This window comes from Hamadaea sp. (assembly GCF_013362815.1).
GTDB lineage: Bacteria > Actinomycetota > Actinomycetes > Mycobacteriales > Micromonosporaceae > Hamadaea.
Genome location: NZ_JABFVK010000006.1, coordinates 119,436 through 145,087 on the forward strand (window position 1 = coordinate 119,436; position 25,652 = coordinate 145,087).

At 70.6% G+C, this 25,652-nt stretch carries 15 protein-coding genes; 7 read left to right on the forward strand and 8 right to left on the reverse strand.

The features are described 5' to 3' along the window. Nucleotides 1-61 precede the first annotated feature (61 nt). Both HOV77_RS03085 and HOV77_RS03090 read right to left on the reverse strand, forming a co-directional pair. On the reverse strand, nt 62-2,584 hold the full coding sequence (locus HOV77_RS03085) for an ATP-dependent Clp protease ATP-binding subunit (protein ID WP_290857227.1): 2,523 nt from the start codon (nt 2,582-2,584) through the stop codon (nt 62-64). A gap of 201 nt (nt 2,585-2,785) precedes the next feature. Further along, nucleotides 2,786-3,346, reverse strand: coding sequence for a TetR/AcrR family transcriptional regulator (locus HOV77_RS03090; protein ID WP_290857229.1), 561 nt, complete (start codon nt 3,344-3,346; stop codon nt 2,786-2,788). Nucleotides 3,347-3,474: 128 nt separating this feature from the next. On the opposite strand from HOV77_RS03090, the gene HOV77_RS03095 reads away from it, so the two are divergent. Next, nucleotides 3,475-3,870: a nuclear transport factor 2 family protein gene (locus HOV77_RS03095; protein ID WP_290857231.1), complete on the forward strand. Its 396-nt coding sequence runs from the start codon at nt 3,475-3,477 to the stop codon at nt 3,868-3,870. A 232-nt stretch (nt 3,871-4,102) separates the two neighbouring features. Further along, complete coding sequence (locus HOV77_RS03100) at nt 4,103-4,279, forward strand: hypothetical protein (RefSeq protein WP_290857233.1); 177 nt, start codon at nt 4,103-4,105, stop codon at nt 4,277-4,279. A 4-nt stretch (nt 4,280-4,283) separates the two neighbouring features. Here the strand turns inward: HOV77_RS03100 and HOV77_RS03105 are convergent, their stop codons facing one another. Continuing rightward, nucleotides 4,284-4,679 carry an SRPBCC family protein gene (locus HOV77_RS03105; RefSeq protein WP_290857235.1) on the reverse strand — a complete coding sequence of 132 codons (396 nt, stop codon included), beginning with the start codon at nt 4,677-4,679 and terminating at the stop codon, nt 4,284-4,286. Between the two features lie 42 nt (nt 4,680-4,721). Between HOV77_RS03105 and HOV77_RS03110 the strand changes: the two genes are divergently transcribed. Then, entirely contained in the window at nt 4,722-6,131 is a 1,410-nt protein-coding gene (locus HOV77_RS03110) for a hypothetical protein (protein WP_290857237.1), read from the forward strand. Between the two features lie 40 nt (nt 6,132-6,171). On the opposite strand, the gene HOV77_RS03115 is transcribed toward HOV77_RS03110, so the two are convergent. The 4 genes from HOV77_RS03115 to HOV77_RS03130 form a co-directional block, all read right to left on the reverse strand. After that, complete coding sequence (locus HOV77_RS03115; RefSeq protein ID WP_290857239.1) at nt 6,172-7,473, reverse strand: hypothetical protein; 1,302 nt, start codon at nt 7,471-7,473, stop codon at nt 6,172-6,174. A 33-nt stretch (nt 7,474-7,506) separates the two neighbouring features. Continuing rightward, nucleotides 7,507-9,531: a peptidase M6 gene (locus HOV77_RS03120; RefSeq protein WP_290857241.1), complete on the reverse strand. Its 2,025-nt coding sequence runs from the start codon at nt 9,529-9,531 to the stop codon at nt 7,507-7,509. A gap of 84 nt (nt 9,532-9,615) precedes the next feature. Continuing rightward, nucleotides 9,616-14,793, reverse strand: coding sequence for an NACHT domain-containing protein (locus HOV77_RS03125; RefSeq protein ID WP_290857244.1), 5,178 nt, complete (start codon nt 14,791-14,793; stop codon nt 9,616-9,618). Between the two features lies 1 nt (nt 14,794). Next, a complete protein-coding gene (locus HOV77_RS03130; RefSeq protein WP_290857246.1) occupies nt 14,795-15,658 on the reverse strand; it encodes a hypothetical protein in 864 nt (287 codons plus the stop codon). Between the two features lie 221 nt (nt 15,659-15,879). Between HOV77_RS03130 and fxsT (HOV77_RS03135) the strand changes: the two genes are divergently transcribed. The 4 genes from fxsT (HOV77_RS03135) to HOV77_RS03150 all read left to right on the forward strand — a co-directional run bounded on the left by fxsT (HOV77_RS03135) (nt 15,880) and on the right by HOV77_RS03150 (nt 22,180). Continuing rightward, nucleotides 15,880-18,618, forward strand: coding sequence for an FxSxx-COOH system tetratricopeptide repeat protein (fxsT, locus tag HOV77_RS03135; protein WP_290857252.1), 2,739 nt, complete (start codon nt 15,880-15,882; stop codon nt 18,616-18,618). A gap of 832 nt (nt 18,619-19,450) precedes the next feature. Beyond that, entirely contained in the window at nt 19,451-19,627 is a 177-nt protein-coding gene (locus HOV77_RS03140; protein WP_290857257.1) for a hypothetical protein, read from the forward strand. Between the two features lie 7 nt (nt 19,628-19,634). Then, complete coding sequence (locus tag HOV77_RS03145; protein WP_290857259.1) at nt 19,635-20,894, forward strand: FxsB family cyclophane-forming radical SAM/SPASM peptide maturase; 1,260 nt, start codon at nt 19,635-19,637, stop codon at nt 20,892-20,894. After that, nucleotides 20,891-22,180: an HEXXH motif-containing putative peptide modification protein gene (locus HOV77_RS03150; RefSeq protein WP_290857261.1), complete on the forward strand. Its 1,290-nt coding sequence runs from the start codon at nt 20,891-20,893 to the stop codon at nt 22,178-22,180. Before HOV77_RS03145 ends, HOV77_RS03150 begins: the two co-directional genes overlap by 4 nt. 14 nt (nt 22,181-22,194) lie before the next feature. Here HOV77_RS03150 and fxsT (HOV77_RS03155) read toward each other — a convergent pair whose 3' ends face one another. Next, the gene (gene fxsT, locus HOV77_RS03155) at nt 22,195-25,401 is read right to left on the reverse strand and encodes an FxSxx-COOH system tetratricopeptide repeat protein (RefSeq protein ID WP_290857263.1); all 3,207 of its coding nucleotides are present in this window, start codon (nt 25,399-25,401) and stop codon (nt 22,195-22,197) included. Nucleotides 25,402-25,652 lie beyond the last annotated feature (251 nt).

Sequence of the window (25,652 nt, forward strand, 5' to 3'; positions counted from 1 at the left end):
GCGCACATCAGAGCGCAGCCGCCGGTCCGGTGTCAATTCCGACCGGTCGGTATGCCAGTCCTCAGGTGTGCGCGGGAACGGCCGGTGACTCGACGGCCAGTTCGCCGTCCCGGGCGTCCACGACGACCCGGGAACCGGGGCCGATCCGCCCGTCCAGGAGCATCTCCGACAGCCGGTTGTCCACCTCGCGCTGGATCGTGCGCCGCATCGGCCGAGCCCCGTACGCCGGCTCGAAACCGTGCTCGACCAGCCACTTGATCGCGTCGGCGGTGAACTCGACCGTGACGTCCTGGGCTCGCATCTTGCGCCGGGTCTGCTCCAGCATCAGGTCGGTGATCTGCTCCAGCTCGGTCTCGTCGAGCCGGTGGAAGATGACGATCTCGTCGATCCGGTTGAGGAACTCCGGGCGTAGCTGGTCGCGCAGCCGCCGCAGGACCTGGTCTCGGATCCGCTCGTCGGTACGCGCCGCCGCACCGTCGGCGGACGAAGAAGCGGAGGCGGAGAAGCCCAACCCGGGGCCTTCGGCGGTGATGAACTCCGAGCCCAGATTGCTGGTCATGATGAGGACGGTGTTCTTGAAGCTGACCGTACGCCCCTGCGAGTCGGTCAGCCGTCCGTCGTCGAGCACCTGCAGCAGCAGGTTGAACACGTCCGGGTGGGCCTTCTCGATCTCGTCCAGCAGCACGACGGAGTAGGGCCGCCGCCGGACGGCCTCGGTGAGCTGCCCCGCCTCGTCATAGCCCACGTATCCGGGCGGCGCGCCGACCAGCCGGCTGACCGTGTGCCGCTCCTGGTACTCGCTCATGTCGAGCCGGATCATCCGGTCCTGGCTGCCGAACATCGCCTCGGCCAGCGCGCGGGCCAGCTCGGTCTTGCCGACGCCGGTCGGGCCGAGGAACAGGAAGCTGCCGATCGGGCGGTTCGGGTCGCCCAGGCCGGTCCGGGAGCGCCGGATCGCCTGCGCCACCGCGCGTACCGCCTCGTCCTGGCCGATGAGCCGCTCGTGCAGCCGCTCCTCCAGGTGCGACAGCCGGTGCTTCTCCTCCTCGGTCAACTGCCGCGCGGGGATTCCGGTGGCTCGCGCGACGATCTCGGCGATGTCCTCCGGGCGTACCTCGGGGACCCGGGTGCGATCGGTCGAGGCCTGGGCGATCTCCTCACGGATGGCCGCGATCTCGTCGCGCAGCTCGCTCGCCCGCTCGAACTGCTCACCCGCCACCGCCTGGTCCTTGTCCCGGCCCAGCTGCTCGAGGCGCGTCTCAAGGTCACGCACGTCGGCGGTCCCGCCGTGACTTCTCAGTTGTACGCGCGCGCCTGCCTGGTCGATGAGGTCGATCGCCTTGTCCGGGAGGAACCGGTCGGCGAGGTAACGATCCGACAGCTCGGCGGCCGCGATGAGCGCGTCGTCGGTGAACCGTACGCCGTGGTGCGCCTCGTAGCGGTCCCGCAGCCCGCGGAGGATCTCGATGGTGTCCTCCACCGTCGGCTCGGGGACGAGGATCGGCTGGAAGCGCCGTTCGAGCGCCGGATCCTTCTCGATGTACTTGCGGTATTCGTCGAGCGTGGTCGCCCCGACGACGTGCAGCTCACCCCGGGCCAACGCCGGTTTGAGCATGTTCGCGGCGTCGGCCGAGCCCTCGCCCTGTCCGGCGCCGACGACGGTGTGCACTTCGTCGATGAAGATGATCAGCTCGTCGGAGTGTGCGCGTACCTCGTCGATGAGGTTCTTCAGGCGCTCCTCGAAGTCGCCGCGATATCGCGTACCGGCGACCAAACCGGTGAGATCGAGCTGGACCACTCGCTTGCCCCGCAGGGTACGCGGAACGTCGCCGTCGGCGATGCGTTGCGCGAGCCCCTCGACGATCGCGGTCTTGCCCACCCCGGCCTCACCGATCAGCACGGGGTTGTTCTTCGTACGCCGGGAGAGGATCTCGACGCACTGCTCTATCTCGTTGGCCCGCCCGACGACGGGATCGATCTCGCCCGCCTGAGCAGCGGCGGTCAGATCCCGGCCGTACTTGTCGACGGTCGGCGTCGGCGAACTGGTCTGCTGCTGCGCACTGGCCGTCCGTTCCACCGCCGCCTGCTGCAGCTTCTCGACGGTGACGCCGCGCGCGGCGAGCAGACGTCCCGCCTCGGCCTCCTTGTTGAACGTCAAGGCCAGCAGGATGTGCTCCGGCCCAAGGTAGGACGCGCCGATCGCGCGGGAGATCTGGTGCGCCTGGAGCAGGACGCGCTTGGCCGCCGGGGTCAGCGCGGGCATCACCTGCTCCGAGTCGCCACGCTTGCCCTTGCTGGTGATCTCCTCGGCGATGGCGTCCGGATCGACGCCCGCGCCCGACAACAGCCGGCGCAGCGGGGGGCGTTGGGTGACCGCCCAGAGCAGGTGCTCGGTGTCCAGGTCGGCGCTGCCGAGATCGGCCGCCTTGACCGCCGCCTGCTCGACCAGCTCCCGGGCGTCCTGGCTCATCAGGCGACCGAGGTCGATGCGGCGTGGACCCCCGGCCGGCGTCGAACCGAAGAACCGGTTGACGAAGTCCTCGAACGGGTCGGAGCCGGACGGCCCCCAGTAGCCGGTGGTCACAGCGATCTCCCCCCAGACGACGGCCCCCAGTGGCCGGTGGTCACAGCGATCTCCCCCGAGTTGCCCGGGAGACGACGGCCCCCAGTGGCCGGTGGTCACAGCGATCTCCCCCGAGTTGCCCGGGAAATGTTCGCGGGCAACCTGCGTCGGCTACCCCACCGTAACCGGCCTCAAACGCCCCGGTCCGGCGTTTGGCGGGAGCTAGCCCGGCACGCGGAGGCCGTCGAGGACCACTCGGACGACCCGCGTACGCGCTCCGGGGTCGTCGCTGAGGTGCTCGACCGCGCGGGAGGTGCCGATGAGCAGTCCCATCAAGTCGGGCAGGGTCACGTCGGGGCGCACCGCGCCCGTCTCCTGCGCCCGCGTCAGCAGTACGCCCAGCGCCCGGCGGAGCCACTGCCCCACCTCGGCGGTGCTCGTGGCCACCCCGGCTCGGGAAAGCGCTTCCGCCAAGGCGTTCTTCGTCGCCGCACCCTCCACAGTGGTCGTGAAGAACTCCGCGAACGCCGCGCCCGGGTCGGCGCTGGCGGCCAGCCGATCGGCGAGATCCGCCAGGCGGCTGAGCCGGGCCTGGTAGACCGCCTCGATCAGCTGTTCCTTGGTCGGGAAGTGGCGGAAGACGGTGCCGACGCCGACCCCGGCCGCCCGGGCCACGTCTTCGGTCGAGGCCGTCACGCCTTGTTCGGTGAAGACCTGTTCGGCCGCGGCGAGCAGCCGTTCGCGATTGCGGCGTGCGTCGGCGCGCAGCGGCGTACCCGTCATCGAAGCGCCCTCCCCGCCGTCTCGGTCGCTCTGCCTGTCGCGGTGGCTCTGGACAAACGGAGTCGCGACTCCGTATAGTCGGGAACCGGAGTGATCACTCCGATAGTGTACGGCGAAAGGACCCTGCCATGACACCCCGGGAACTCTGGGACGAGCGCGTCCGCATCATCAACGAGCACCGCTGGGCCGACCTGCCCGACCTTTACGCCGACGACGCCGTCGTCGAGATGGCCTTCGCGACGCCCGAGCCGTTTCGCATCTCGGGCCGCCAGGCGCTGGCCGAGCGGCTGACCGCGATGAGCCAAGGGCCGATCCGCTTCGAGGTACGCGACGCCGTCGTCCACGAGACGGCCGACCCCGAGACGATCATCGTCGAGTACCGATACCACGGGACGAACACGGCGACCGGGCAGACTCAGGAGATCAACAACATCCAGCTGTTCCGCTCGCGCGAGGGCAAGCTCGTCGAGACCCACGACTACCACGACCATCACGCGATCGGCGTACTGCTCGGGCGGTCCTGACCCGTCCCGCTCGCTTCGCTGGGCCGCGCCGGACTGGGTCGGGCTGCGCGTTATCCCGGGAGAACGCGGTTAAGCGAGCGATCAAAGCCGCGTTATCCGGCATTCTGCGATGATCAAGCCCCGACCAACGCGACCGGGCCCGACACGAGGTGCGGCAAATCGTGGTAGACCAGCCCACCGAGGGGTAGAACTGGGATATCGGGGTTTACGTCCGGATAAGGGGGGTGCCGCGATGGCGAGCACACCGAGTTACGCGGAATTCATCCGGGCCGATCGCCAGGCGCGAGCCGCGCGACAGGTCAACGGCGAACAGCTCAGCATGCCGACCCTCGACTGGATCGACTTCCTGCTGCGCGCGATGGTCACCGCGATCACCGCACCCGCTCGGTGGGTGTCACACTCCCGCTAACTCGCTAAACAGCGAGATGGAGGGCGAGCCGGTCGAGGCAGGAGACCCAGCCCTCGATGTGTGAGACCCGGGTCTCCTCGTCGGCCAGCCCCTCGTGCCGCAGGTCGAGGCGTCCGTCGCTGAACACAATGGACACTGTGCTCTCGGCGTACTCGCCGTCCCAGCGCCAGGTGAACGACAGCCCGTGCGGCTCGTCCACGCTGAGGTAGCGGCCGGAGAAGCCGAGCTCGGTCGACTGCGATCGGACGGCGTACTCGCCGCCGGGGCGTACGTCGAGGGTGGCCGCCGCCGCCAGCCGTTCCGGCCAGTACCATCGGGCCAGTTCGGCGGTGGTGAACGCCGCCCAGAGCCGCTCGTCTGAAGCGGGCAGGTCCCGGGTGAGGTGCAAGGCCGTCGTCATCCCAGCAGGATAGGCCTTGACCGGTCGGCCTACCCTCTGCGCATGCAACGGGACGAGATCGACGGGGTCACCGTGGTCTGGCACCCGGCCGCCGGCCAGCTGTCGGCGACCCTGACCTTCGGGTGCGGTCTGCGCGACGAGGATGTCGACCGGATCGGCCTGACCCACCTGGTCCAGCTGCTGGTTCGGGACACGGTCGGCGTACCGGTCGACTCGATGACGTCCATGGTCGACAGTCACTTCTCGACGGCCGGGCCGCCGGAGTCGGTCGTGCAACGCCTGGCTGCGATCTGCGCAGCCTTGGCCGCACCGCCGTTCGACACGCTTGCCGAGGTCGCGGCGTCGGCCGACCCGGGCGACCGGTTCCTCGACCTCGACATCGAGGACTCCACTCGCGACCCGTGGGGGTCGCTGCTCGCACACCGGCTCGGCCCGGCCGGGCTCGGCTTGGCCCGGTGGGCGCCCGTGGCGTACCAGGAATTCACGAAGGACGAGATCCGCGCCCATGTGGCGCGCGGTTTCGCGGCGGGCAACGCGGTCCTCGCGCTGAGCGGCCCGCCGCCCGAAGGGTTGCGGCTCCCACTGCCCGCCGGTCCGCGGACCGCCACTGCGTCGTCTCTCCCGATCGTCACTACACCCAGCTGGTACGCCGATCAGGCGGTCGCGCCGGGCATGGCGCTGTCGGCCGCCCCGGGACCGGAAGCGCTCGCGGTAGTGTCCTTATTGGACTCTCGCGTGTCCTCCGCGTTGCAGGCACACGGCTTGGACTATTGGCAGAGCTGCTGGTATTCCCCCGTGGACGCAAGCCGGGTGGAGATCGGACTCAGCCTGCACGCGGTCAAGGGACGCCGCAAAGCCGATCCGGCGTATGCCGCGGCGGCGTTGTGGCGGGAGTTGCGCCGGTTGGCCCGTGGCGACCTGACCGTCGAGGACCTGCGTCCGATCGCCGACGGGCGGAACTACGACGACTTGGAGCGGTCGGCCAAGGCGGCGCTGCTCGGTGTGTCCGACGAGCCGACGAGCGACCAGCTCCGGGAAGCCGCCGAATTGTCCCCGGCTGCCGTCGCGACGGCGGCGGTGGGCTGGCTGCGGTCGGCGACGATTGTCGTGCCCACGGGAGTCACCGCCGAGCTCGACGGCCTGACCGAGATCCGGTGCCCGCGCTCGGCGGTCGTGCCATCGGGCGACGTGCTGCGGCCGTCGCGGTGGCGGCGCTGGCGGAATGGCGCCGACGAGCGTCTCGTCCTCGCACCCGACGGCTGCCACGTGGTGGCGGCCGACGGCGGCGTGCATTCGTTCCCGGTGGCCGACGCCATCCTGATCGAGCGGGGCGACGAGCTGTTGCTGGGCAACACCCGGCACGGCTGCGTCATCGACATCAGCGAGTACGCCGGAGCCGACCGGATCGGCGATCTGCTCCCGGCCCGGCGTCGCCGCCGCGCGGCCGACTGAAAGAGGGTGGCGTCGCCGGGACGCCACCGCTCTCGACGGGTCAGCTGATCACGATGCGGTCGAAGTCCGGCGCCCACCCGGTCGGGTTGCCGAAGCGGATGGTGTTCGAGACCGCGACCAGGTTCAGTGTGACGACGACCGAGCCGACCGTGTCCCACCCGCCGGTGCTCGGCGTACTGACCGAAATCGCCGTGCCGCCGTTTACGCTGATGGTCATCGACCGGGTCGCGCCCGAGGCGTAGTACACCCGCACCGAATGCGCTCCGGCCGTACTGGTGATGCCGTTGAACTGCAGGTAATTGGCGGTGCCGTTGCCGACGTAGCCGACCAGTGCGCCACCCGAGGCGCCCGAAGAACTGCGGACGGCGGCCTGCCCGGCCAGCGTGTTCGTCGACGCCTCAGCCTCGGCCGAGTTGCCCGACGGCGGCGCGCCGATCTGGTCCAGCCAGTTGTCGTTGGGATGCACGACCGAGAAGGTGAGCGCCGGGCAGTCGAAGGCGCTGCCGGAGGGCACCGCTCCGTCGGTAGGCGCGTTGGTGGTGTTGGCGGCGGTCCAGACGCCGTTCACCAGGACCTGGATCGAGCTGCTCTCGAAGGCCCGGCCGGCGAGACCGGTGCAGTAATAGCCGACGCCGGTCGCCGGGTTGATCGAGGTGTAGACCTCGAACATGTCCCAGCCGAACGGGAACTGCGGCAGGTCGTAGGTGCCGGTGCTGGTGAAATACGAGTCCCAGACGTTGGTCTGATAGTTGTAGAGGTACGCCGTCCAGGTGTTCGCGGTGGTCGACGTCTTGTGGATGTCCGTCCGGTACGCCGGACGCCCGTTGACCGTGGTGGTGTACGCCGCGAGGAACGCACTGTCCATATTGGTGAGTTTGCCGACGGTGTCCCGGCCGCCGCACCAGTCCCAGGCCCACAACTTCGGCCCGGACGGGGTGTACGCAGTGGTCATCTCGATGCAGGCGCCCCCGGCCGGGATGGCCGTCGGTGCGTACACGTAATCTCCGCCGCTTGTCGTGGTGCCGGTGCCGGTGACAACGCTCTGTGTCGCGCGCATTCCGGCGCTCTGTCCATTGGGGAAGTTCACTCCCCACGACGTATGCAGCTGGGCGAGGACGGCGGCTTTGCGCGTACTCGACTGTCGTAGTTCGCGGAAACGATCGGCGGCCGGACCGGCAGCGGCGACTGCGGCGGCTCCGGTGAGACCCGGGACCGTCCCACCGGTGACAGCGGTGTCGGCGCTGGCGCCGGCGGTGGCGGTCATGCCGGGGATCGTCAGCGCGATCGTCGTCAGCAGGGCGGTGGACCAGGCCAGGGCGCGGCCGGGCAGGGTGAGGGGCATGGTCGTACCTTTCGGGGGAAGGGGAGACTGCGATCAGCGCGTCACTGCGCACGTAGCGGTGGCCACTTTGGATGGATCGCTCTCGGAGGTGGCCTTGAGCGTCACCGTTCCGGTGGCGGCAGCCGACGCCGTCGCGCCGACGTTGACCGTCACGCTCGTCGTGTAGCCGAACCAGGTGCTCGCCAGGGCATTGGGCAGCACCACCCGGTAGCCCGACCCGGAAACCGTCGCCGAGAGCCGGTAGACGTCGGCGTTGAGCCAGGCCCGGACGTCCTCCGGATGGCCCGACCCGGTGCCGGCGGAGGTCCCGGTGTTGGTCAGCGAGAAGGTGCAGGTGGCACCCGCCGTCGCCGGACCGTTCGCCTGCCCGCTGCCGAGGGCGACGCCGCGCGGCTGCGGGCCGCTGCCGTCGAGCGACTTGACCGCCACCCGATAGGCGAGTACGCCGTTGGCGTCCACGCTGCGGCCGATGACGTAGAAGTGCAGCCGGTTCGCGGTGTCGATGAACTCGTACTGGCTGCCGGAGCGCGTACCGGCGTGGAACAGGGCGTCGTTGAGCTGCCGGTAGTCGGCGATCGTCCGCATCACCGGCGTACCGTCGGGGCGGTTGAAGTCCACCTTCGCGATGTCCTGCGGATTGGCGTCGATCACCCAGGTGAAGCAGAGATATCCGCAGCTGCTCGTCTCGGCGTTCTTGTTCTTGGCCAGCAGTACGCCGTTGTCGGGGGTGAACGAGTCGGCTCCGATGCGTTGGACCGTCTCCAGCGAGTAGAAGTTGTAGACCGGTGTGCCGGCGCAGAGCGGATCGGTCGTGGTGCTGCAGGCCGGCGTTCGGTCCTGACTCAGCTCGACGCGCAGACCCTGGAGGTCGCTCGCGCCGGGGATGGCCGAGCGCGCCTTGATCGTGGCCACGACCATGCCGGTGGACGCGAGCGCATCACCCGAGAGACGAAGCACTTGGGCGTCCGAGATGAAGCCCAGCTTCATCTTGCTGCGCAGGGTCTGGCCCGCCGGCACGGCGGCGCCCATCGTCGCGGGCACGACCCAGCGCATGTGCGGACCGCCCGGCCCGTTGAACGAGCCGCGATCCATGACGTCCCAGGGGCCGGAGCCGACCCGGCGATACGGCGTGACATAGGGATTGTTGTTGTTGTCGGCGATGCCGAAGGTGTGCACGATCTCGTGCGTGATCGTCCCCGAGCTCTCCCCCTGCCGCATACTCGAGCTGCCCCAGAGCATCGATCCGGCCCGCCACGACGTCCACGGCACGTACCGGGTCGGGGCCCAGTTGGGCAGGCTGGAATCCGGCGGCCCCCACGAGTCGGGCACGTCGTCGCGCGTCTGGAACATCATCTCGCCGAATTCCTGCCACACCGAGGTCTCGTCGTACCCGGCGTACACGCGCAGCACCAGGTCGAACTGCGAGGCGATCGTGCTGCCGGCCGCCGCGCGCCACAGCGCGTCCGCGTCCGGCTCCAGCGAGCCGTTGCAGGTGTAGCCGGCCGGGCAGTCGGCCTGCTGGCCGCCGATGTCGTTGAGGCCGTACTCGAACAGCTTGCGCGGCATCCGATAAGGCCCGAACGGAGTGAAGGTCACGCCGATGCGCCCGTTGGTCTGCTCCATCCAGTACTCGTTGACGGTGTGCCCGTGGTTAAGCGTGCTGGGCTTGCCCCAGAAGTCGGCGTAGAACCGGGCGACGTCCGTGCGGGCGACCGGGGTGATCTGCGGATTGCCGAACGGGTCACTGTGGAGCGCCTGGGTCATGACGAAGGGCTGATCGGCGAAGTCCACCGCGACGAGGGCGATCTTCAGGCGGCGCTGGGTGGGCACCTTGGCGGGGTCGGCCCAGGTGGCACCGGGCACGGCGTGGTAATCGGCCCAGGTCATGTTCTGCTGGTCCTGCCAGAGCTGCGGGTCGATCGGATCGTCGATCGACGCGAGCGCCTGAGCCGACGAGCCGGCCGGTGGCACGGCCAAGCCGCTCGCCGACAAAGCCAGGATGAGGATCAGGCAGGTACGCCGGAACGATGCACGGAATGACGCGCGGAATGCGCTCACGGGAACACCTCACACAGTGAGAAGCGTGTAGGAGTACCCGGAAGCATCGACAGTAGCGGATCTCCGCCGATCTGACAAGAACTCTCAGCCCGGCAGCCGCAGGCTCAGCAAGCCGAGATCGGTGCCGACGATCAGATGCCCGGCGTCGCGTACGGCGACCGCGTTGACCGTCGCCGCCAGCCGCACCCGGGCCAGATCTGCTCCGGCCAGCGAGCGTACGCACAACGTCTGATCGGTGCCGCCGCTGACGACGATGGGCCGGTCGCCCAGCCAGCCGAGCGCCACCGCATGAACCCATCCGTCGTGGACCGTCGAAGGTGGACCGGCCGGTTCGCCGGTGGCGGCGTCCCAGGCGCGTACGGTGCCGTCATTGCTCGCCGACGCGATCACGAGCCGATCGCTCAACTCCGCACAGGAGACCGCGTTCACGTCGTCGGTATGCCCGGTCAGCGGGGCTCCGACCGGTTCGCCGGACTCCGCGTCCCAGATCCGCACCACCTGGTCGTGTCCGCCGGTCACTACGACGGGACGCCCGCCGAGCCGGGCGAAGGCGACCGCGCTGACGTATCCGGAGTGCGCGGCGATCGGCGGGCACACCAGGTCCTGCTCTTCCGCGTCCCAGATGCGTACGGCGTGCTCGTTGTCCCCGGAGATCACCACCGGCCGCCCGGCGACCTGGCCGAAGGCCACCGCGTTGACCACCCCCCGATGGCCGGTGAACGGCCCACCGACCGGTACGCCGGAAGCCGCGTCCCAGAGGCGTACGGTGCGATCGTCGCCGGCTGAGGCGATCACCGCCCGGCCACTCCACTGTCCGAACGCGACCGCCCGTACGCCGTCCGCGTGACCGGTCAGGGGCGTCCCGAGCGGGCGGCCGGTCCCGGCGTCCCAGCGGCGTACGGTGTGATCGGTGCTGCCGGAGACGACGACGAGCGAACCGGCGAGCCGCCCCAGCGCGACGGTCGTCACCGGTCCCCGGTGCCCGTCGAAGGGCGCGGCGACCACCTGCCCCGTCGCGGCGTCCCAGGCCCGCAGCACGTGGTCGGCTCCCCCGGCGACCAGCAGCGGCTGGCCGGTCGCGAACGCGATCGCCCGGACACCGCCCGATCCGGCGTACAGTTCGCCGACTCGCTCGCCGCTGTCGGCGTCGGTGATCCGCACGTACGCGTCCCGGCCGCCGCTGGCGATCACCGGATCCCGGCCCAGGCGGCCGACGGCGACGGCGTGGACGGGAGCCCGATCGGTCACCGGATCGGTTCCGGGATCCTCCAGCGGTTCCCCGGTCTCGCCGTCCCAGCGGCGTATGGTGTGGTCGAGCGCGCCGGAGGCGACGATCGGCTGCCCCTCCACGGCTGCGATCGCCACGCTCGTGACGACATCGGTGTGCCCGGTCAGCGGCTCGGTGACGGGCTCTCCGGTCGTGGGGCTCCAGAGGCGTACGGTGTGATCCTCGCTGCCGGAGACGAGGACGGGCAGCCCGTCGGCCTCGCCGAGTGCGGCGGCGGTCACCGGCGCGTCGTGGCCGGTCAGCGGCGGATGCACCGGCCGCCTCGTGGCCGCGTCCCAGATCCGCAATGCCCCGTCCGCTCCCCCGGCGACGATCACGGTACGCTCTCCGGCCGGTCCTATCGCGACAGTGCGCAGCGGCGTACCGGCATCCACTGGTTCGCCGACGGACTCCCCGGTCGCGGCATCCCAGAGCCGGACGGTGTGATCGGCGGCGGCCGAGGCGACAACCGGCCGGCCGTCGACTTCACCGGACCCGACCGCCATTACGGCGGCGGAGTGGCCGGTCAGCGCCGGGCCGAGCGGCTGGCCGGAGGCGGCGTCCCAGCGGCGTACGGTGTGATCGGCCGAGCCCGAGATCACGATGGTCTCGCCGTCGGCCTCCCCGGTCGCGACCGCCGTCACCGCCGCCGTGTGGCCGGTGAACGGCTCTCCGATCGGCTCACCGGAGGCGGAGTCCCACAGGCGTACCGTCTCGTCCGCTCCGCCGGACGCGATCAGCAGGCGGCCTTCGCGGGTGCGGCAGGCCACCGAGAGGACCCAGCCGGTGTGCCCGGTGAACGGCGCGCCGATGACCTCCCCGGTCGCGGGGTCCCACAGCTGGACGGTCTGATCGTTGCTGCCCGACACGACGATCGGCTGAGTGCCCCACAATCCGTACGCGACCGACGTCACCGCGGCCGAATGGCCCGCGTACGGGGTGGCCAGGGGGAAACCAGTCTCCACGGAGCGAATGTGGACTCGATGGTCGTCGCCGCCGCAGATCACCGCCGTCTCGTCGTCGAACCGTCCGAACGCGACAGATCGGATCTTGCCGTCGTGCTGGAGCGGCTCGCCGAGCACCTCGCCGGAACGGGCGTCCCAGAGCAGCACCGTGCCGTCGGCTCCCCCGGCCGCCACCACGACCGTGTCCCGTACGCGCCCGACCGCGACGCACCATGTCCCGGAGAAGAGCCCGATCAACGGGGGTCCGACAGGCCGGCCGGTAGCCGCGTCCCAGACGCGGACCACCTCGTCGTCGCCGCCGGAGACCACGATCGGGCGGTCGCCGAGACGGCTGAACGCCACCGAGCGCACCTCGCCGGGATGGCTGCGCCCGCGCGGACCGGGCAGCGGGCGGCCGGTGACCGCGTCCCAGCGGCGTACGGTGCCGTCGCTGCCGCCCGAGATCACGATCGCCCGGTCGTCGGCCTGCCCGAACGCCACCGTCGTCACCCAGTCGGTGTGCTCGGCCAGCGGTGCGCCGAACGGCCGCCCCGTCGTGACGTCCCAGAGGCGTACCGTGCGGTCGGCGCTGGCCGAGGCGACCACCGAACGCCCGGTCACTTCGCCGATCGCCACCGCGCGCACCCAGTCGCGATGCCACGTCAGTGTCTGATGTGGAGGGTGCTGCCGAAGGGAGGCCCAGTGCGTCGCCCACGGCAACGTCAGCCCACCGGCCGAGATCTCGTCGGCGAGGTGCGGCGCCCGCGCGCTGCGGGCCGCGAGCTGGAGGTACGCCGCCTTCTCACCCGGATGAGCCTGCATCCGCCCGACCGCCCGCCGGTACGCGTCCGCAGTGGCCCGGGCGCGCGGTGTGCGTACCTCGGACAGGACGGCCAGCAGCGGAGCGGCCGGTGTCTCGGTCAGCAGGCGCGGCTCGGCGAGCAGCCCGTCGAGCCGACCGGCCGGGGCGGCGTGCCCGGCGACGGCGACCGCCGTGTAGGGATGCGCCCGGGCCCAGTCGCGGGTGCCGTCCGGCAGCCGGGGCACCCGGTCCAGCAGGACGTCCACGATCGTGCCGTGATCGGACCGCGCGTCCCGGCCGGTCCGCAGATGGGCGCCGAGCGCCGCATGATACAGCCGGTACGCCGATCCCCGGTTCAGCCGCGTCTCGATGACGTAGTAGCCGGCCTGCTCGATCAGCCAGTCCAGATCCCGGTTGCCGCAGCGGCGTCCGGTCAGCCGGGTCACCAGCGTCGGCCAGAGGTCTTCCCACGGCAGCCCGGTGGCCTGGGCGTACGCGAGCGGCAGCAACAAGTCCCGGGCCCGGTCGGCGGCCGAACCCAGGCGTACGTCGAGATCCTGCCGCATGGCTTCGGCGGCCTCCCGGGGCAGCGACGCCCGCCACCCCGCGTCGTACGGGTCGGCGACCGGATCGTCGCGCAACGCCAGGCTGCGCGCAGTGATCAACGCGACGAGGAAGGAGTCGCCCGCCGCTTCGGCGACGGCGTCCACGACGGCGTCGAGATATTCCGTTCGCAATGCCCGGTACGGCGAGGACTCGACCAGCTCGGTCAGGCACGACCGCACGTACCGGCGCAGGCTCGGGCGATCTGCGTACCGCCGATCGAGATGGACCACGTCGAGCGGCGCCCCGAGGGCCTCGATGAGATGGCTGCGCGTGCCGATGAGCAGCCGCAGCGGGGTTCGCGTCGCGGCCTTGACCAGCGGGGCCAGGACGGACTCGACCAGCGCGAGACCGGCGGCATGCGGATCACCCGGCTCGCCCGCGGCCTCGTCGAGCCCGTCGATGACGACGGTGACCGGGTCCTGGCGGTCGCGCAGATACGTGACCAGGCGGCCGGGTGTGTCTACCGCGGCCACGTCGTCCACGCCGCACGCCTCGGCGAGCGCCGCCAGCAGGCCGAGCGGGGTGAGCCCGCGGGCGTGGACGAACCGGGCGATGGAACCGGGCGATGGAACGGTGTCCGGCGGTAGCGAGTGGATGTTGGGAACCCGGGCGCTGCGGGCCGGATCGGCGAGCATGTCGAGCCGGGCGAGCAGCGCCGACTTGCCGGAACCCGGATCGCCGGTGATCACCATGGCGGGTGCGCCCGCGCCGGAGAGCCATGCGGTGGCCTGCCGCAACGCCGCGTGCCGTCCGGTGAACAGCCACAGGTCGTCGCGTTCGACGAAGTCCGCCAGACCTTGGGCGGCCAGCCCGGCGGCTTCGCGATCGCGAGCTCGGGCGTCGCGCTGGATCCGGAGTTCCCGGGTACGCACGTCCAAAGTGGAGTACCACTCGTCGAAATGGCGGTTGGGGAAGAACTCCGCCGCCCGTTCGCCGACGAACAGCAGCCGCGCGGCCTGATCCGTGACCGCACCGCCGCTCGCCGCCATCTCGATGTTGATCTGCGTCACCAGTGGATCGAGCGGGATGTAGCGGACTTCGTGCCCGGCCAGCGCGCGTTGCCGCACTGCCCGGGCGAGCGCCTGGGTGAACGTGCCCACTCCGGCCTGCTGATAGTCCCGAGCGCCCACGATGACGGCGACCGCCGGGCCGCCGACCGTACGCCGCAAGCGGTTGACGAATCCGATCGCCCCCGCCGCCAGCGATCCGCCGCCCGCACCGGCGTAACAGGTGTCCAGAATGAACAGCAGTTGGCGGCTGACCATCTGACCGGGCTCGTCGCTGTCCAGCAGCCGCCCGGTGAGGTCGCCGGCCCGCAGGAAGGTGAACGACCGGTCGTCGGTCGCGTCGGCCATCGGCAGCAGCAGATCCCGCGCCGATCCGGCGACCTCACCGTGCCCGGTGTAGTAGACGACGATCACGTCGTCGGGACGGCGTACCGGGTCGAGGAAGAAGCCGCGCAACCGGTTCGTGAACTCGGCCGAGGTCAGGTTCAGGCCGAAGCCGGGGACCTGCTCGTAGCCCAGCTCGGCGAACAGCTTCACGGCCCGGTCGAGTTCGCCGGTCAGCTCCGGCAGCGCGGGCAGGCCCGTCGACGGGTCGTAGTCGATGGTCGCCGCGCCGACGAAGAACCTCCTCGCCACGCTAGCTCTGTCCATTCAGGAGCGCCTCGGCGACGGCGGCCCCGGTCGGCGCGGCCGACAGATAACGCTCCACCTCGTGGGCGCTCATCCCGTTGGAGATCTCGATGTCGGCGACCCGTTCGCCGTAGACGTCCCGCAGCTTGGGCCGTAGCGCCACGAAGTCCCCCGAGTCGGTGACGTTCACCCATCGGGTGACGTTCGGCCACTCACCCGTCGGTGGCACCAGCCGGTGCAGCACGAGATGCGGTACGCCGAGCGGCGAGCCCAGCGTCACGAGGTCGGTGACCGGCCATTCGGGATGCGCGCACAACGCCTCGTACGCGACGACGGAGCCGAGCGAGTGAGCGACGACGACCTGGGTGTCGCCGGAGATCGCGGCGGCGAACCGGTCCTGCACACCCGCCCGGATCGCCGGATCGGTGAAGTACGCCGTGACCTGCTTGAGCCAGAAGATCAGCAGCCGTTCGGAGATCCGGGCCAGGAAGCGCGATCCGGCCAGCGCCAGCACCGCCGCCCGGGCGGTGGCCCCGGGGCCGAGCGTACGCCCATCGGGTGACGGCACGCCCGGATCGCTCGCCGCAGCCGCAGCCCACCAGGCGAGCAGTAGATCGAGTTCCGGGCCCTCGGCCACGTCGTCGGCGGTGAACGGCGGGACGTCACCGCTGAGACGTCGCCCGGCCGGGCGGAAGAGATCACCGTAGAAGACGCATTCGACGTCGGCGTCGGCGACCTCGACCGGCGTCGTCAGTCCTTCCAGGACGGCGTTGTCCAGGCCGCCGCGCAAGGCGGGAATCCAACGCTCGGCCATCTGCGGCCGGCTCGCGTACGTGTTGTTGATTCCGTGCACCACCACTACGCGCGCCATAGCGGCTAATCTATCCGCTACCGGCAAGTTCCGCGGGCGCGCATCTTCTTCTCCGGGCGCGTGCATTCGGGGGCGCGTGTCGATGGCGCGGGAGTGCACGGCGTCGATATGCTCGCCTCGGATGCACCCCATCGTCCACCCATCGTCCACGCCATCGTCCATCCCGGAGGGCTCGTCGTCGCAGGGTGACGACGGCGAGGTTCGAGAAGCGAGCCCACACCGTGCAGATTGGCAGACCCGGTGACGACGCGGTTCCGCCGGGACCGTTTCGCGACCTGGTTGACAGGTTGCACGATCTCTACCTGCTCGCCGGCGGCCCGTCGGCCCGTTCGGTCAGCCAGGCGATCTTCAAGAACCGCACGCTGGAGTCGGTGTCGCACGAGACCTATCGGGCCGCGCTCCGGGGTTCCTATCTCCTGCCCTGGCTGAAGTATCAGTCGATCATCGTCGAGCTGAACAGCCGGACTCGCCCGCCGCAGGCCGAGGCGGAACTCCTGGCCGACTTCCACACACTGTGGACGCTCGCCCGCGAGGACTATCCGAACCTGCGGTCCGGCCGCGGAGTGCCGCCACCGCCGGGTGCGGAGAACGGCTCCCGGCCGGTTCGCCGCCTGCCCGAACGCAACGCTTGGTTCACCGGGCGGCGGGCCACCCAGATCCGGCTGCGCAACGCGTTCGAGCAGCACCCGACGGCGACCGTCGTGCTGCACGGGGTGAACGGGACCGGCAAGACCCAACTGGCGGCCGAGTACGCGTACCGGTTTCCCGATGACTATCCCGTCATCTGGTGGGTCCGCGGCACCAGCGTCGAACAAGCGCGTACCGATCTCGCCGAGCTCGCCACCGAACTCGGCCTCGGTGACGGCGATCGGTCGCTGGCCGCGCTGAAGGCGTACCTGAGCTCGCCGAACCTGCCGTATCTGCTGATCTTCGACGGCGTGGAGGATCGGCAGGTACGCGGCCTGATCCCCAACGGCGGCGGGCACGTGCTGGTCACCACGACCGATCGCGATCTCGCGTACGACCCGTCCGTGATCGAGGTCGAGGTGCTCGACTTCGGGCCGGACGAGGCCACCGAGTTCCTCGACCGCCTGCTGCCCGGCAGCAGCGACGCCATCCTCACCGAGATCGTCGAGCTGGCGAGCCGGCTGCCGCTCGCGCTGGCCATGGCGGCGAACGTCGACCTCGAGACGCTGCGGAACTCGCATGCCCCATCGAGTCCGCTGGTCGGCACGGTCCGGGCGGCCCGGGAAAGCCTGACCGACGACCATCGCAGCATCCTCGACCTGTTCGGCTGGTTCGGGGCCGCCCCGGTGCCGATGGCGCTGCTGCAACGCGAGGGAACCGTGCGCGGCCGGGTCGGCGAGATCCTCGAGAACCCCATCGAGCTGCGCCGGACCCTGCTCAAGCTGGCCAACTTCGGGTTCGTCCGGCTGGGCGGTCACCACGTCGAGATGACCTCGCTGGCCCGCCAGGCGCTCGTCGAGATCATCCCGGCCGAGGACGCCGAGGTCGCCCGCCAGCACGTGCACGACCTCCTCGCCCGATCCGGGCTGGGGCCGCCGGGTTCGACGCTCGCCCAGGGCTATCGCGACATCGACGCCCACCTGCAACCGGCCCGCCTGGTCGAGTCGGCCAATCCGGCGGCCCAGCGGCTCATCGTCGACCAGATCCAGTTCCGGGCACTCGACGGGAACCTGACCGGCGCGGCCGAGCTCGCCCGGTCGGCCGTCGAGGAGTGGCAGCGTCCCGGCTCGCTCGGCCCCGATCACGAACTCGTCCTGCGGGCACGCATCGAGCTGGCCGCCGCCTTACGCGGGCTGGGTGCGTACGCCGAGGCCCGGTCGCTGGCGGCGGCGGCGAAGCGGCAGCTGCAGACGAGCCCGGCGTACGGGCCGGAGCACGAGCTGACCCTGGCCGCCGAGACCGGTGCGGCGCTCGACCTGCTCATGATGGGCTCGTACACCCGGGCGGTGGACGCCCAGCAGGAGGCGTACGACCGGTCGGCGGCCGCCCTGGGATCGGCCCATCCCCGCACGGTGGACTGCCGCCGTCAGCTCGCCGCCGGGCTGCGGCACGCCGGGCAGTACGCCGAGGCGGCCGAACTCGATCAGCACGACTTCGACCGGCTCATCGCAGGCGGTGACACCGTCGAGGCGGTCCGGGCCGCCTTCGCGCTCGCCGACGACCTGTCCGGGCTGGGGCACTATCAACGGGCACTCGACCTCCTCGACCAGTACGCCCCCATGGGCGCGCGGCTGATCGGCGACCACGACCCCGGAGTGCTGGCCGCTGGGCGTACCGCGGCCGTCGCGCGCCGCCGGCTCGGCCGTCCCGGCGCCGTCGACGAACTGGCGACGCTGCACCTGCGCTGCCGGGAACTCCTCGACCAGGCGGCGCCTCAAGTGCTCGCGGTGACTCTCAGTTACGCCAACGCGCTTCGCGACGCGGGGCGTACCAGTCAAGCCGAGGCGTTGATCACCGACGCGATCGCGGCGTACGAGCGGCGGCTGCCCAGCCGTCACCCGCTCGCGGTGGCGGCGCGGGTGAACCTGGCCGCAGTCCACCGGGCCCGGGGCCAGTGGCCGACCGCCCGGCAGCTCGGGCAGCGCGCCGCCGAGCAGCTCAGGCGGGCGCTGGGCGCCGATCACCCGCACACCATCGTGGCGGCGGTCAACCGCGCCACGGATCTGGCGCTGACCGGTGACCGGGCGGGCGCGGTCGCCGCCTCCCGGACGGCGTACGCCACCGCCGAGCGTGTGCTGGGGCCTGACCACCCGGACACCCTGGCGGCCGGCACGAACCTGACCCTCGACCTGCTCGCCGTCGGATCTGGCGACGAACGGCTGCGCGAGAACATGATCGGCGGCTGGACGAAGCTGCTCGGCGAGCACGAGTACGTCGCCCGGCTGGCCCGGGGCAACCGGGTGGAATGCGACCTCGATCCGGCCCCGATGTAAGGCGGGGCGCACTCGCCTGCGGCTGAGCTGGGCGAACTGCGGCACGTAATCGGACGACTACTCGCGGGCCGCCGAGAGTGCAGATTCCCAGGTCAGAGCCGGTTGCATCGAGTGCGATCAGCCGATCGCCAAACTTTGCCAAGTTCGATTCCGTGGGCTGGCATCGATCTTCACAACGCCTATCGTGAGCACCTGGCAAGCGCGGGCGCAGTTCGAAGTCCAATGATTTCGTGGCGTCTTCCGAACAGGTGACCGCGCCCCAGCACGGAGAAGCGCCCGGAGGATTAGGCCCCTCCGGGCGCGGTACGCCCCCAGTCCGCGATAAGACCAGAAAGGGCATGGTGAACCTAATGGCGGTTCACAAGAAACGCAATGATCAATGGCGACGCGTCGTGGCTGCGCTCCCCCGGGTGACGGCGCTTGTCAAGGCGGCCACGGCGCTCCTGCGAGCCGTCGGCGACATGCTGAAATAGCAAGCCCGGCGGACCTGGGCGTCCGGCTTGCCCTGATGCCCGGGTCCCAGCCAGGCCGAAGCGCCGCACTTTACCTCGACGAAATGCGGCAGGCGACTCGAAGAGCGCTCGCGGGACCGCCTAGTCACCCGGTCCCGCAGCCGCATCGAGGGACAGATTCCCAGGTCAGAGCCGTTACTTCGAGTAGCAGACCGACCGCCAAGTTTTGCCAAACCCGGCTCGTTGATGTAGGTGACGACCCACGTAGCACCTATCGTGGTGAATCGCCGGGCAAGCCTGTCCGGCCTACAGAGAGCCGTCGCGGCGTTGGGGCCGTGGTGGACGCACCCAATCGGGAGCATATGGTGAACGCCGCAACTATGTCGGAGCCCGCCAAGGGCGAATGGTCGCCGCTCGTCGACCTCTCCGACCGTCCTTTGCTCGACGTGATCTCCGGTGGAGACGACGCCCTCGCCCGGGCCGCCCGCCGCGTGATCCGCGCGCTCGACGACCCGGACGGGATCATCTCGGCCTTCCAGTCGTTCACCTCCGCCTGACCGCCGCATGACGACAGCGCCGGCCGGCGGAGTCGGTCTGCTCCGGGACGCGCAGCGCGCGGCCGCACCTTGGCCGTACGCCGAGCTCGACCCGCCGCGGATGCGCGCCGCCGGCTGGCGACCCACGCCGATCCGCGACCTGATCCTCAAGGTTCACCAGCGCTGCAACTTGGCGTGCGACTACTGCTATGTGTACGAATCGGCCGACCAGAGCTGGAAGGACCGCCCAGCGGTCATGTCCACAGAGGTCTGGCAGGCCGCCGTCGACAACTTCGCCCGGTACGCCGCCCGGCATCGCGTACGCCGGGTGCAGGTGATCCTCCACGGTGGGGAGCCGCTGCTGTTCCGCCTCGACCGCATCGAGCGGCTGGTGGCGTACTTGCAGGCCCGGATTCCGTTGAGCACCCGGGCCGACGTCGGGATGCAGACCAACGGCGTACTGCTGACCCGGCGCACCATCGAACGGCTGGTCAGCCTGCGCGTCTCCGTCGGCGTGAGCGTCGACGGGACCGAGGCCGACCACGACCGCCATCGGCGTACCCGGTCGGGCCGGGGCAGTTTCGCCGCCGCGGCCCGCGCCCTAGATCTGTTGCGGGAGCCGGATCTGCGGCCCGCGTACGCCGGGATTCTGTCCACTGTGTCCGCCGACGCCGACCCGATCGCCACGTTCGAGACGCTGTCGGCCTTCGATCCCCCCATGATCGATTTCCTGCTCCCCCACGCCAATTGGGAGACCCCGCCGCCGCACGCGCGCGCCGGGGCGACCCCGTACGCCGACTGGCTGATCACCGTCTTCGACCACTGGTACGGCCGCAACGATCCGATCCGCATCCGGCTGTTCGACGACATCCTGGCGTTGGCGCTGGGCGGGGCGAGCGGCTCCGAGCAGGTCGGCCTGAGCCCGGCCGGCATGCTGGTGGTCGAGTCCGACGGCGCGATCGAGCAGGTGGACGCGTTGAAGTCCGCCTACCCGGGCGCGGCTGCGACCGGCCTCGACGTACGCCGAGACGATTTCGACGCCGTCTTCGACGACCCCGGAGTGGTCGCCCGGCAGCTCGGCCGCCAGGCCCTGTCGGAGACCTGCCTCGGCTGTCCCGTCCGCGACGTCTGCGGCGGTGGGCACTACGCCCATCGGTACCGCCCCGGCGCCGGTTTCCGCAATCCTTCGGCGTACTGCGCCGATCTGCGCCGCCTCATCGATCACATCACCGCGCGCGTCGCCACCGATCTGCGGCGCGCCGCCGCACTGGAGAGACCTGAGAAGTGACGACGTACCACGAACTCGACAGCGACACCTTCGACGCGCTCGCCCGGGGGGACGGCGGCCCGGCCGCCATCGCCGCCCTGCAACAGGCGCAGTTGAGCCGCCATCTGCTCCTCATCGGCAATCTACTACGAGAGTGGCCGGGCACCACGGCCGAACGGGACGCGATCGCCGACACGCTCAGCCGGGCCCGGGCCGCCGACCCCGTCCGGTTCACCGACGTCGTCGGCGCGCCGCTCGTCGGCTCCTGGTCGGGCATCGTCACCCGCGCTCTCGGCCAGGGTGTCGCCGACCCGTCCGACTTCGGGCAGCTCGCCGGGATCGCCGTCGTCGCCGCGGCAGCGGCCGGCGTACCGGCCGACCTGGCGGTGCCGGTACGCGACGGGGTCGCCTCAGCGCCCGGCCTGGGCGCGCTCACCGGAGTCGAGGCCCCGGTACGCCTCATCGCCGACGCCGGTCAGGTACTGGCCCATGTGGACGGACGGTTGGTTTCGCTGTCCACGGAGGATGTGCCCGGCTTCCAGCGGGTACGCGACCTCACCGCGCCGGGCGTGCGGATCGCGCTCGACGACGTCGACCCCTACCGCCACGGCCACCACGCACCTCCGGCGAACCGCCTCGACGACGCCGACTTCGCGCAGTGGGACAAGCTGTTCGGCGAGGCGTGGGGACTGCTGGCGCGGCAGCTGCCCGAGCGGGCCGCCGAGCTGGCCGCCGGCCTGCGTACGCTGGTTCCGTTGGCGCAGACCGATTCCCGCTCCGCTCGCAGCGCCACGATCAAGTACGCCTTCGGCGTCTTCGGGCTCACGCTGCCGCCCTCGGCGGCGGAGTTCGCAGTGACGATGGTGCACGAGTTCCACCACTCGAAGCTCAGCGCGATGCTGGACCTCGTGCCGATGACCGACCCGGAGGACACCAGCCGCCACTTCGCGCCGTGGCGGACCGACCCGCGCCCGCTGGCCGGTCTGCTTCAAGGCGTGTACGCCTTCGTCGGAGTGGCCGACACGTGGCGGGCGCTGCGGGCCGAGCCGGAGCTCGCCGACGAGGCGACGCGCAAGTTCGCCGAAGCCCGGGTCAACGTCGCCGAGGGACTGCGGTCGGTCGAGGAGTCCGGCGCGCTGCTCCCCGACGGCGTACGCCTGGTCCAGGGTCTGCGGAAGCGCACCGACGAACTGCTCGCCGAGCCGCTTCCGGACGAGGCCGTCCGCGCGGCGGAGCTGAGCCTCGGCGACACCTTCGACCGCTGGCGCGACCACAACGCTCGCGACCGCAACGCCGCCCCTGCGTAAGGATCAGATGGGGATCAGGTCGGGGGCGGCTCGATGTCGCCCTCGGTCCGTTCGTCTCGTTCGATCGCCTGCACCTCGGGGTGGTTGGCCCCCAGCGAATCGCGCAACGCCCGGAACGACGTCTGCCGCAGCCGGTCCGCCTCGGCGGTCCGGCCCACGGCGCGCAGGTCGTGCGACAGGTTGATGGCTCGCATGAGCAGGTAGGGGTGCTCGGCGCCGTTGCGGGCCTCGTGACCACCACCGGACATCTGCTGGCTGATGCGATACATCTGCTCGGACAACTCCGCCGCGGCCGCATGCTCGCCGGCGAGGGCGAGGTCGGTCGCCCGGGAGACGCCGGCGCAGATCGTGTACGGGTGGTTGGCGCCCAACGCCTCGGCGAAGTCGGAGTAGCAGCCCTCGCCGAGCACGCGGGCGTCGTCGAACTCGCCCATCGCCCGCAGGAGGATGCCCTGGTTGACCCGGGCCGCCAGGGTCAGCGGGTGCTTGTCGCCGAAGTAGTCGTCGTACCGTTCGAGGGCGTCTTCGATCAGCTGAGCCGCCTCGTCCAGCTCACCGACCTGCCGCAGCACGTTCGCATAACTGACCGCGGCGGCGTTGGTGAACTCGTGGGTCTCACCGAACCGGCTGAGGCTGCGCTCGAAGTGCTCCCGCAGGACGGCCCGGGCCTCGAAGAGGTAGCCGAGCTTGCGCAGGAGGACGGCGTACGTCCGGTCGGCCAGCAGCACCTGGCTGCTGCCCGCGCCGAGGGCGTCGGCGAGCGGCTCGCGCCATTGCTGGATCCACTCCAGACCCGCCCGGTACGCACCCATGCCGTAGTAGTTGCGGGCCTGGTTGATGTACGCCGCCAGCGCGCGAGGGTCGCTGCCGCCGATGTCCTCCCAGTGGTTGGCGATCTCCCGGTCCTGCTCGAACGCCTGGGCGAAGTCGCCGATCATGCGCAGGTCGACGGCGAGGTTGGCTTGCGCCCGCAGGGTGTACGCCTCACTCGCGTTGAACACCTGGCGGTGCCGTTGCAGGGAAGCGGTGTCGAATTCGAGCGCCTCGTTGTACCGCCCCGCGATCCGCATGTCCCGGCCGACCTGGTTGGCATGGATCAGCGTGAACTCGTGCAGTTCCCCGATGAGCGGGCTGGCGCACATCCGGTCGTAGGTGTCCCGGGCGATGTCCCGGGCCTCGGTGGACTTGCCGAGCACCTGCAACGCGTTCGCCATTTGGCTGCGCGCTCGCAGGGTGTACAGACCGTCCGAGCCGAGCAGCGGATCGTCGCTCTGCTGACCCCAGTACGCCGCGGCGTCGGTCGCGAGCCGGAGGCTGTTCTCGTAGTCGCCGATCAGGTACAGGTAGCGGGCGTGGTCGAGCACGGCCACGCGGGCGTCGTCGTCCTCGGCGTAGATCATTCGCGCCCGGTCGAGGTGCGGACCGAGTTCGGCCTGGCTCTCCAGCTCGCCACGCTCGTCCGGGTCGCCGGGGTTGGCCGCGGCCAGCAGCCGCTGCGCATTACGCAGGGTGATCTCGGCGCGGTCGGCCGGCAGGATGTCGCGCAGGATGTCCTGGACCAGGCGGTGCACCTGGATGCGCTGGGCCGGGTCCACCTTGGCCAGGCCACGGTTGTTGAGGTCGCGGACGACCCGGCTGAGCGCGACCGGATCGTTGAGCGTGGCGCGTAGCGGCTCGGTGACGGCGGCCGACTTGCCCCGGCTGAGCAGGTTCTGCGACACCGGCTCGCCGGAGAGGAACGACAGCAACTCGAACAGCTGCGCGGTCGCCGGGGCCTGCTTCAGCAGAGTCTCACTCGCGAGCGTCACGAACGCCGTGACGGTGATCGGGTAGCCGTAGGGCTTGGACTCCGACAGCAGATCCGAACGTCGGTGGCTGTCGAGCAGCTCGATGTATTCGGTGACCGGCATCGCGGTCGACTTGCACCACAGGACCGCCTGCTCGAGGGCCAGCGGCAGGTCGCCGAGCTTGTCGGCGAGCGCCTCGGACTCGCCCTCCTTCAGATGCAGGCCGCGTCCTTCGAGCAGCTGGATGCTCTCGGCCCGGGGGAACACGTCGACCTCGATCGGCCGGCCGACCGCGCCCCACTCGGGGTTCCGGGTCGTCACGATGACGTGGCCGCCCGTGGCGGGCAGGAACGGCTTGAGTACGTCGGGGTCGTCGGCGTTGTCGTAGACGAGCAGCCACGGCACGCGCAGCCCGGCCAGCGCGTCGAGCACCGTCCGGGCGGTCTGCTGCCGGTCCTCGGCGACCGTCAGGTGCAGGGTCTCGGCGAGCTGGGTGAGTGAGGCCAGCACGGTGGCCGTCCGCTCGGACGGGATCCACCAGACCAGTTCGTAGTCGTCGAGGTGCCGGTAGATGTACTCCACGACCAGCTGGGTCTTGCCGACACCGCCGAGGCCGTGCAGCGCGGGCGGCAGCACGGCCGCCTGCTCTCCGCTGCTCAGCACGTCGGTCAGGTTGTCGAGCAACTCACTGCGGCCGGTGAAATGCCGGTTCCGGGTGGGTACGCCACCGCCGACGACCCGGGTCTCCGAGCGGCGCGGCGCCGCACCACGCGGGGTGGGCGGAGTGAAGACGGGCGGCGTGGCGAGCGGGCCTGCGCCACCTCGCAACACGACGAGGGCGGCGAGGTCGACGCCGAGTCCACCGGCGACGGTGTCGACCCAGATCCGCAGGCCGTCCGAGACCGGCCCGGTGAGCAGCTCCGACAGCCGGCTCGCGAAGGCGAGCACCTGAGGCACGCCGTCTTCCGGGATCGGCAGGCCCTCCATGATCCGGATGGCGTTGGCGGTGTCCCGCCAGGTACGCATCGAGTAGAGCTGCTCGGCGCCGCCCAGCCCGTCGACCGCCTCGCCGATCTGGTTCGCGGGCAGGTTGGCGAGCAGTCCGCGCAGGTGGTCCCGGTCGGGCACGGAGAGCAGCCCCGGGCTCAGATCGGCGACCGAGGTGCGTACCGCGCCGATCTCGCCCACGTGCAGTTCGGCGATGGCCGAGGCGAGTACCCGCAAGCCGCCCGAGCAGGCATTACAGGCGTTTACCAGGCTGGACAGCTCGGGGCGTACGTCCGCGAAGCGTTTGATCCGCAGTGGACGGCGCAAGTCTTGGCGTACGCGGTCGACGAGTTGATCGCGAACGGCGGGATCAGCCAGCTCGGGCAGGCGGACGAGCATGTCCACCAGGTTTTCCAGCGTGCCTCGGGTCCCCACCGACTCGGCCATGGACTCTCTTTTCCCCTGTGAACAACAGCTGGAGTGAACCGACACCCGAACGGATCGTAACCGACTCCGACCATTGAGCAAAACATCGGAAACGGTGAATCATCCCGGCGTCGCGTGGGAGTGCTTTAATCGAAGGACATCGCATAAGGGAGGCCGTGGGTGAACAGCGGCACCGATCGTCGACGCGGTGAGATAGTCACGTTCTACTCCTTCAAGGGCGGCACCGGGCGCACCATGGCGGTGGCCAATGT

Excerpts from the sequence above, each read along its gene's own strand:
- HOV77_RS03100 (WP_290857233.1), top strand. The coding sequence starts at position 4,103 with ATGGCGAGCACACCGAGTTACGCGGAATTCATCCGGGCCGATCGCCAG.
- HOV77_RS03130 (WP_290857246.1), bottom strand. The coding sequence starts at position 15,658 with ATGGCGCGCGTAGTGGTGGTGCACGGAATCAACAACACGTACGCGAGC.
- HOV77_RS03140 (WP_290857257.1), top strand. The coding sequence starts at position 19,451 with ATGTCGGAGCCCGCCAAGGGCGAATGGTCGCCGCTCGTCGACCTCTCC.
- fxsT (WP_290857263.1), bottom strand. The coding sequence starts at position 25,401 with ATGGCCGAGTCGGTGGGGACCCGAGGCACGCTGGAAAACCTGGTGGAC.
- HOV77_RS03145 (WP_290857259.1), top strand. The coding sequence starts at position 19,635 with ATGACGACAGCGCCGGCCGGCGGAGTCGGTCTGCTCCGGGACGCGCAG.
- HOV77_RS03115 (WP_290857239.1), bottom strand. The coding sequence starts at position 7,473 with ATGCCCCTCACCCTGCCCGGCCGCGCCCTGGCCTGGTCCACCGCCCTG.
- HOV77_RS03105 (WP_290857235.1), bottom strand. The coding sequence starts at position 4,679 with ATGACGACGGCCTTGCACCTCACCCGGGACCTGCCCGCTTCAGACGAG.
- HOV77_RS03095 (WP_290857231.1), top strand. The coding sequence starts at position 3,475 with ATGACACCCCGGGAACTCTGGGACGAGCGCGTCCGCATCATCAACGAG.
- HOV77_RS03090 (WP_290857229.1), bottom strand. The coding sequence starts at position 3,346 with ATGACGGGTACGCCGCTGCGCGCCGACGCACGCCGCAATCGCGAACGG.
- HOV77_RS03110 (WP_290857237.1), top strand. The coding sequence starts at position 4,722 with ATGCAACGGGACGAGATCGACGGGGTCACCGTGGTCTGGCACCCGGCC.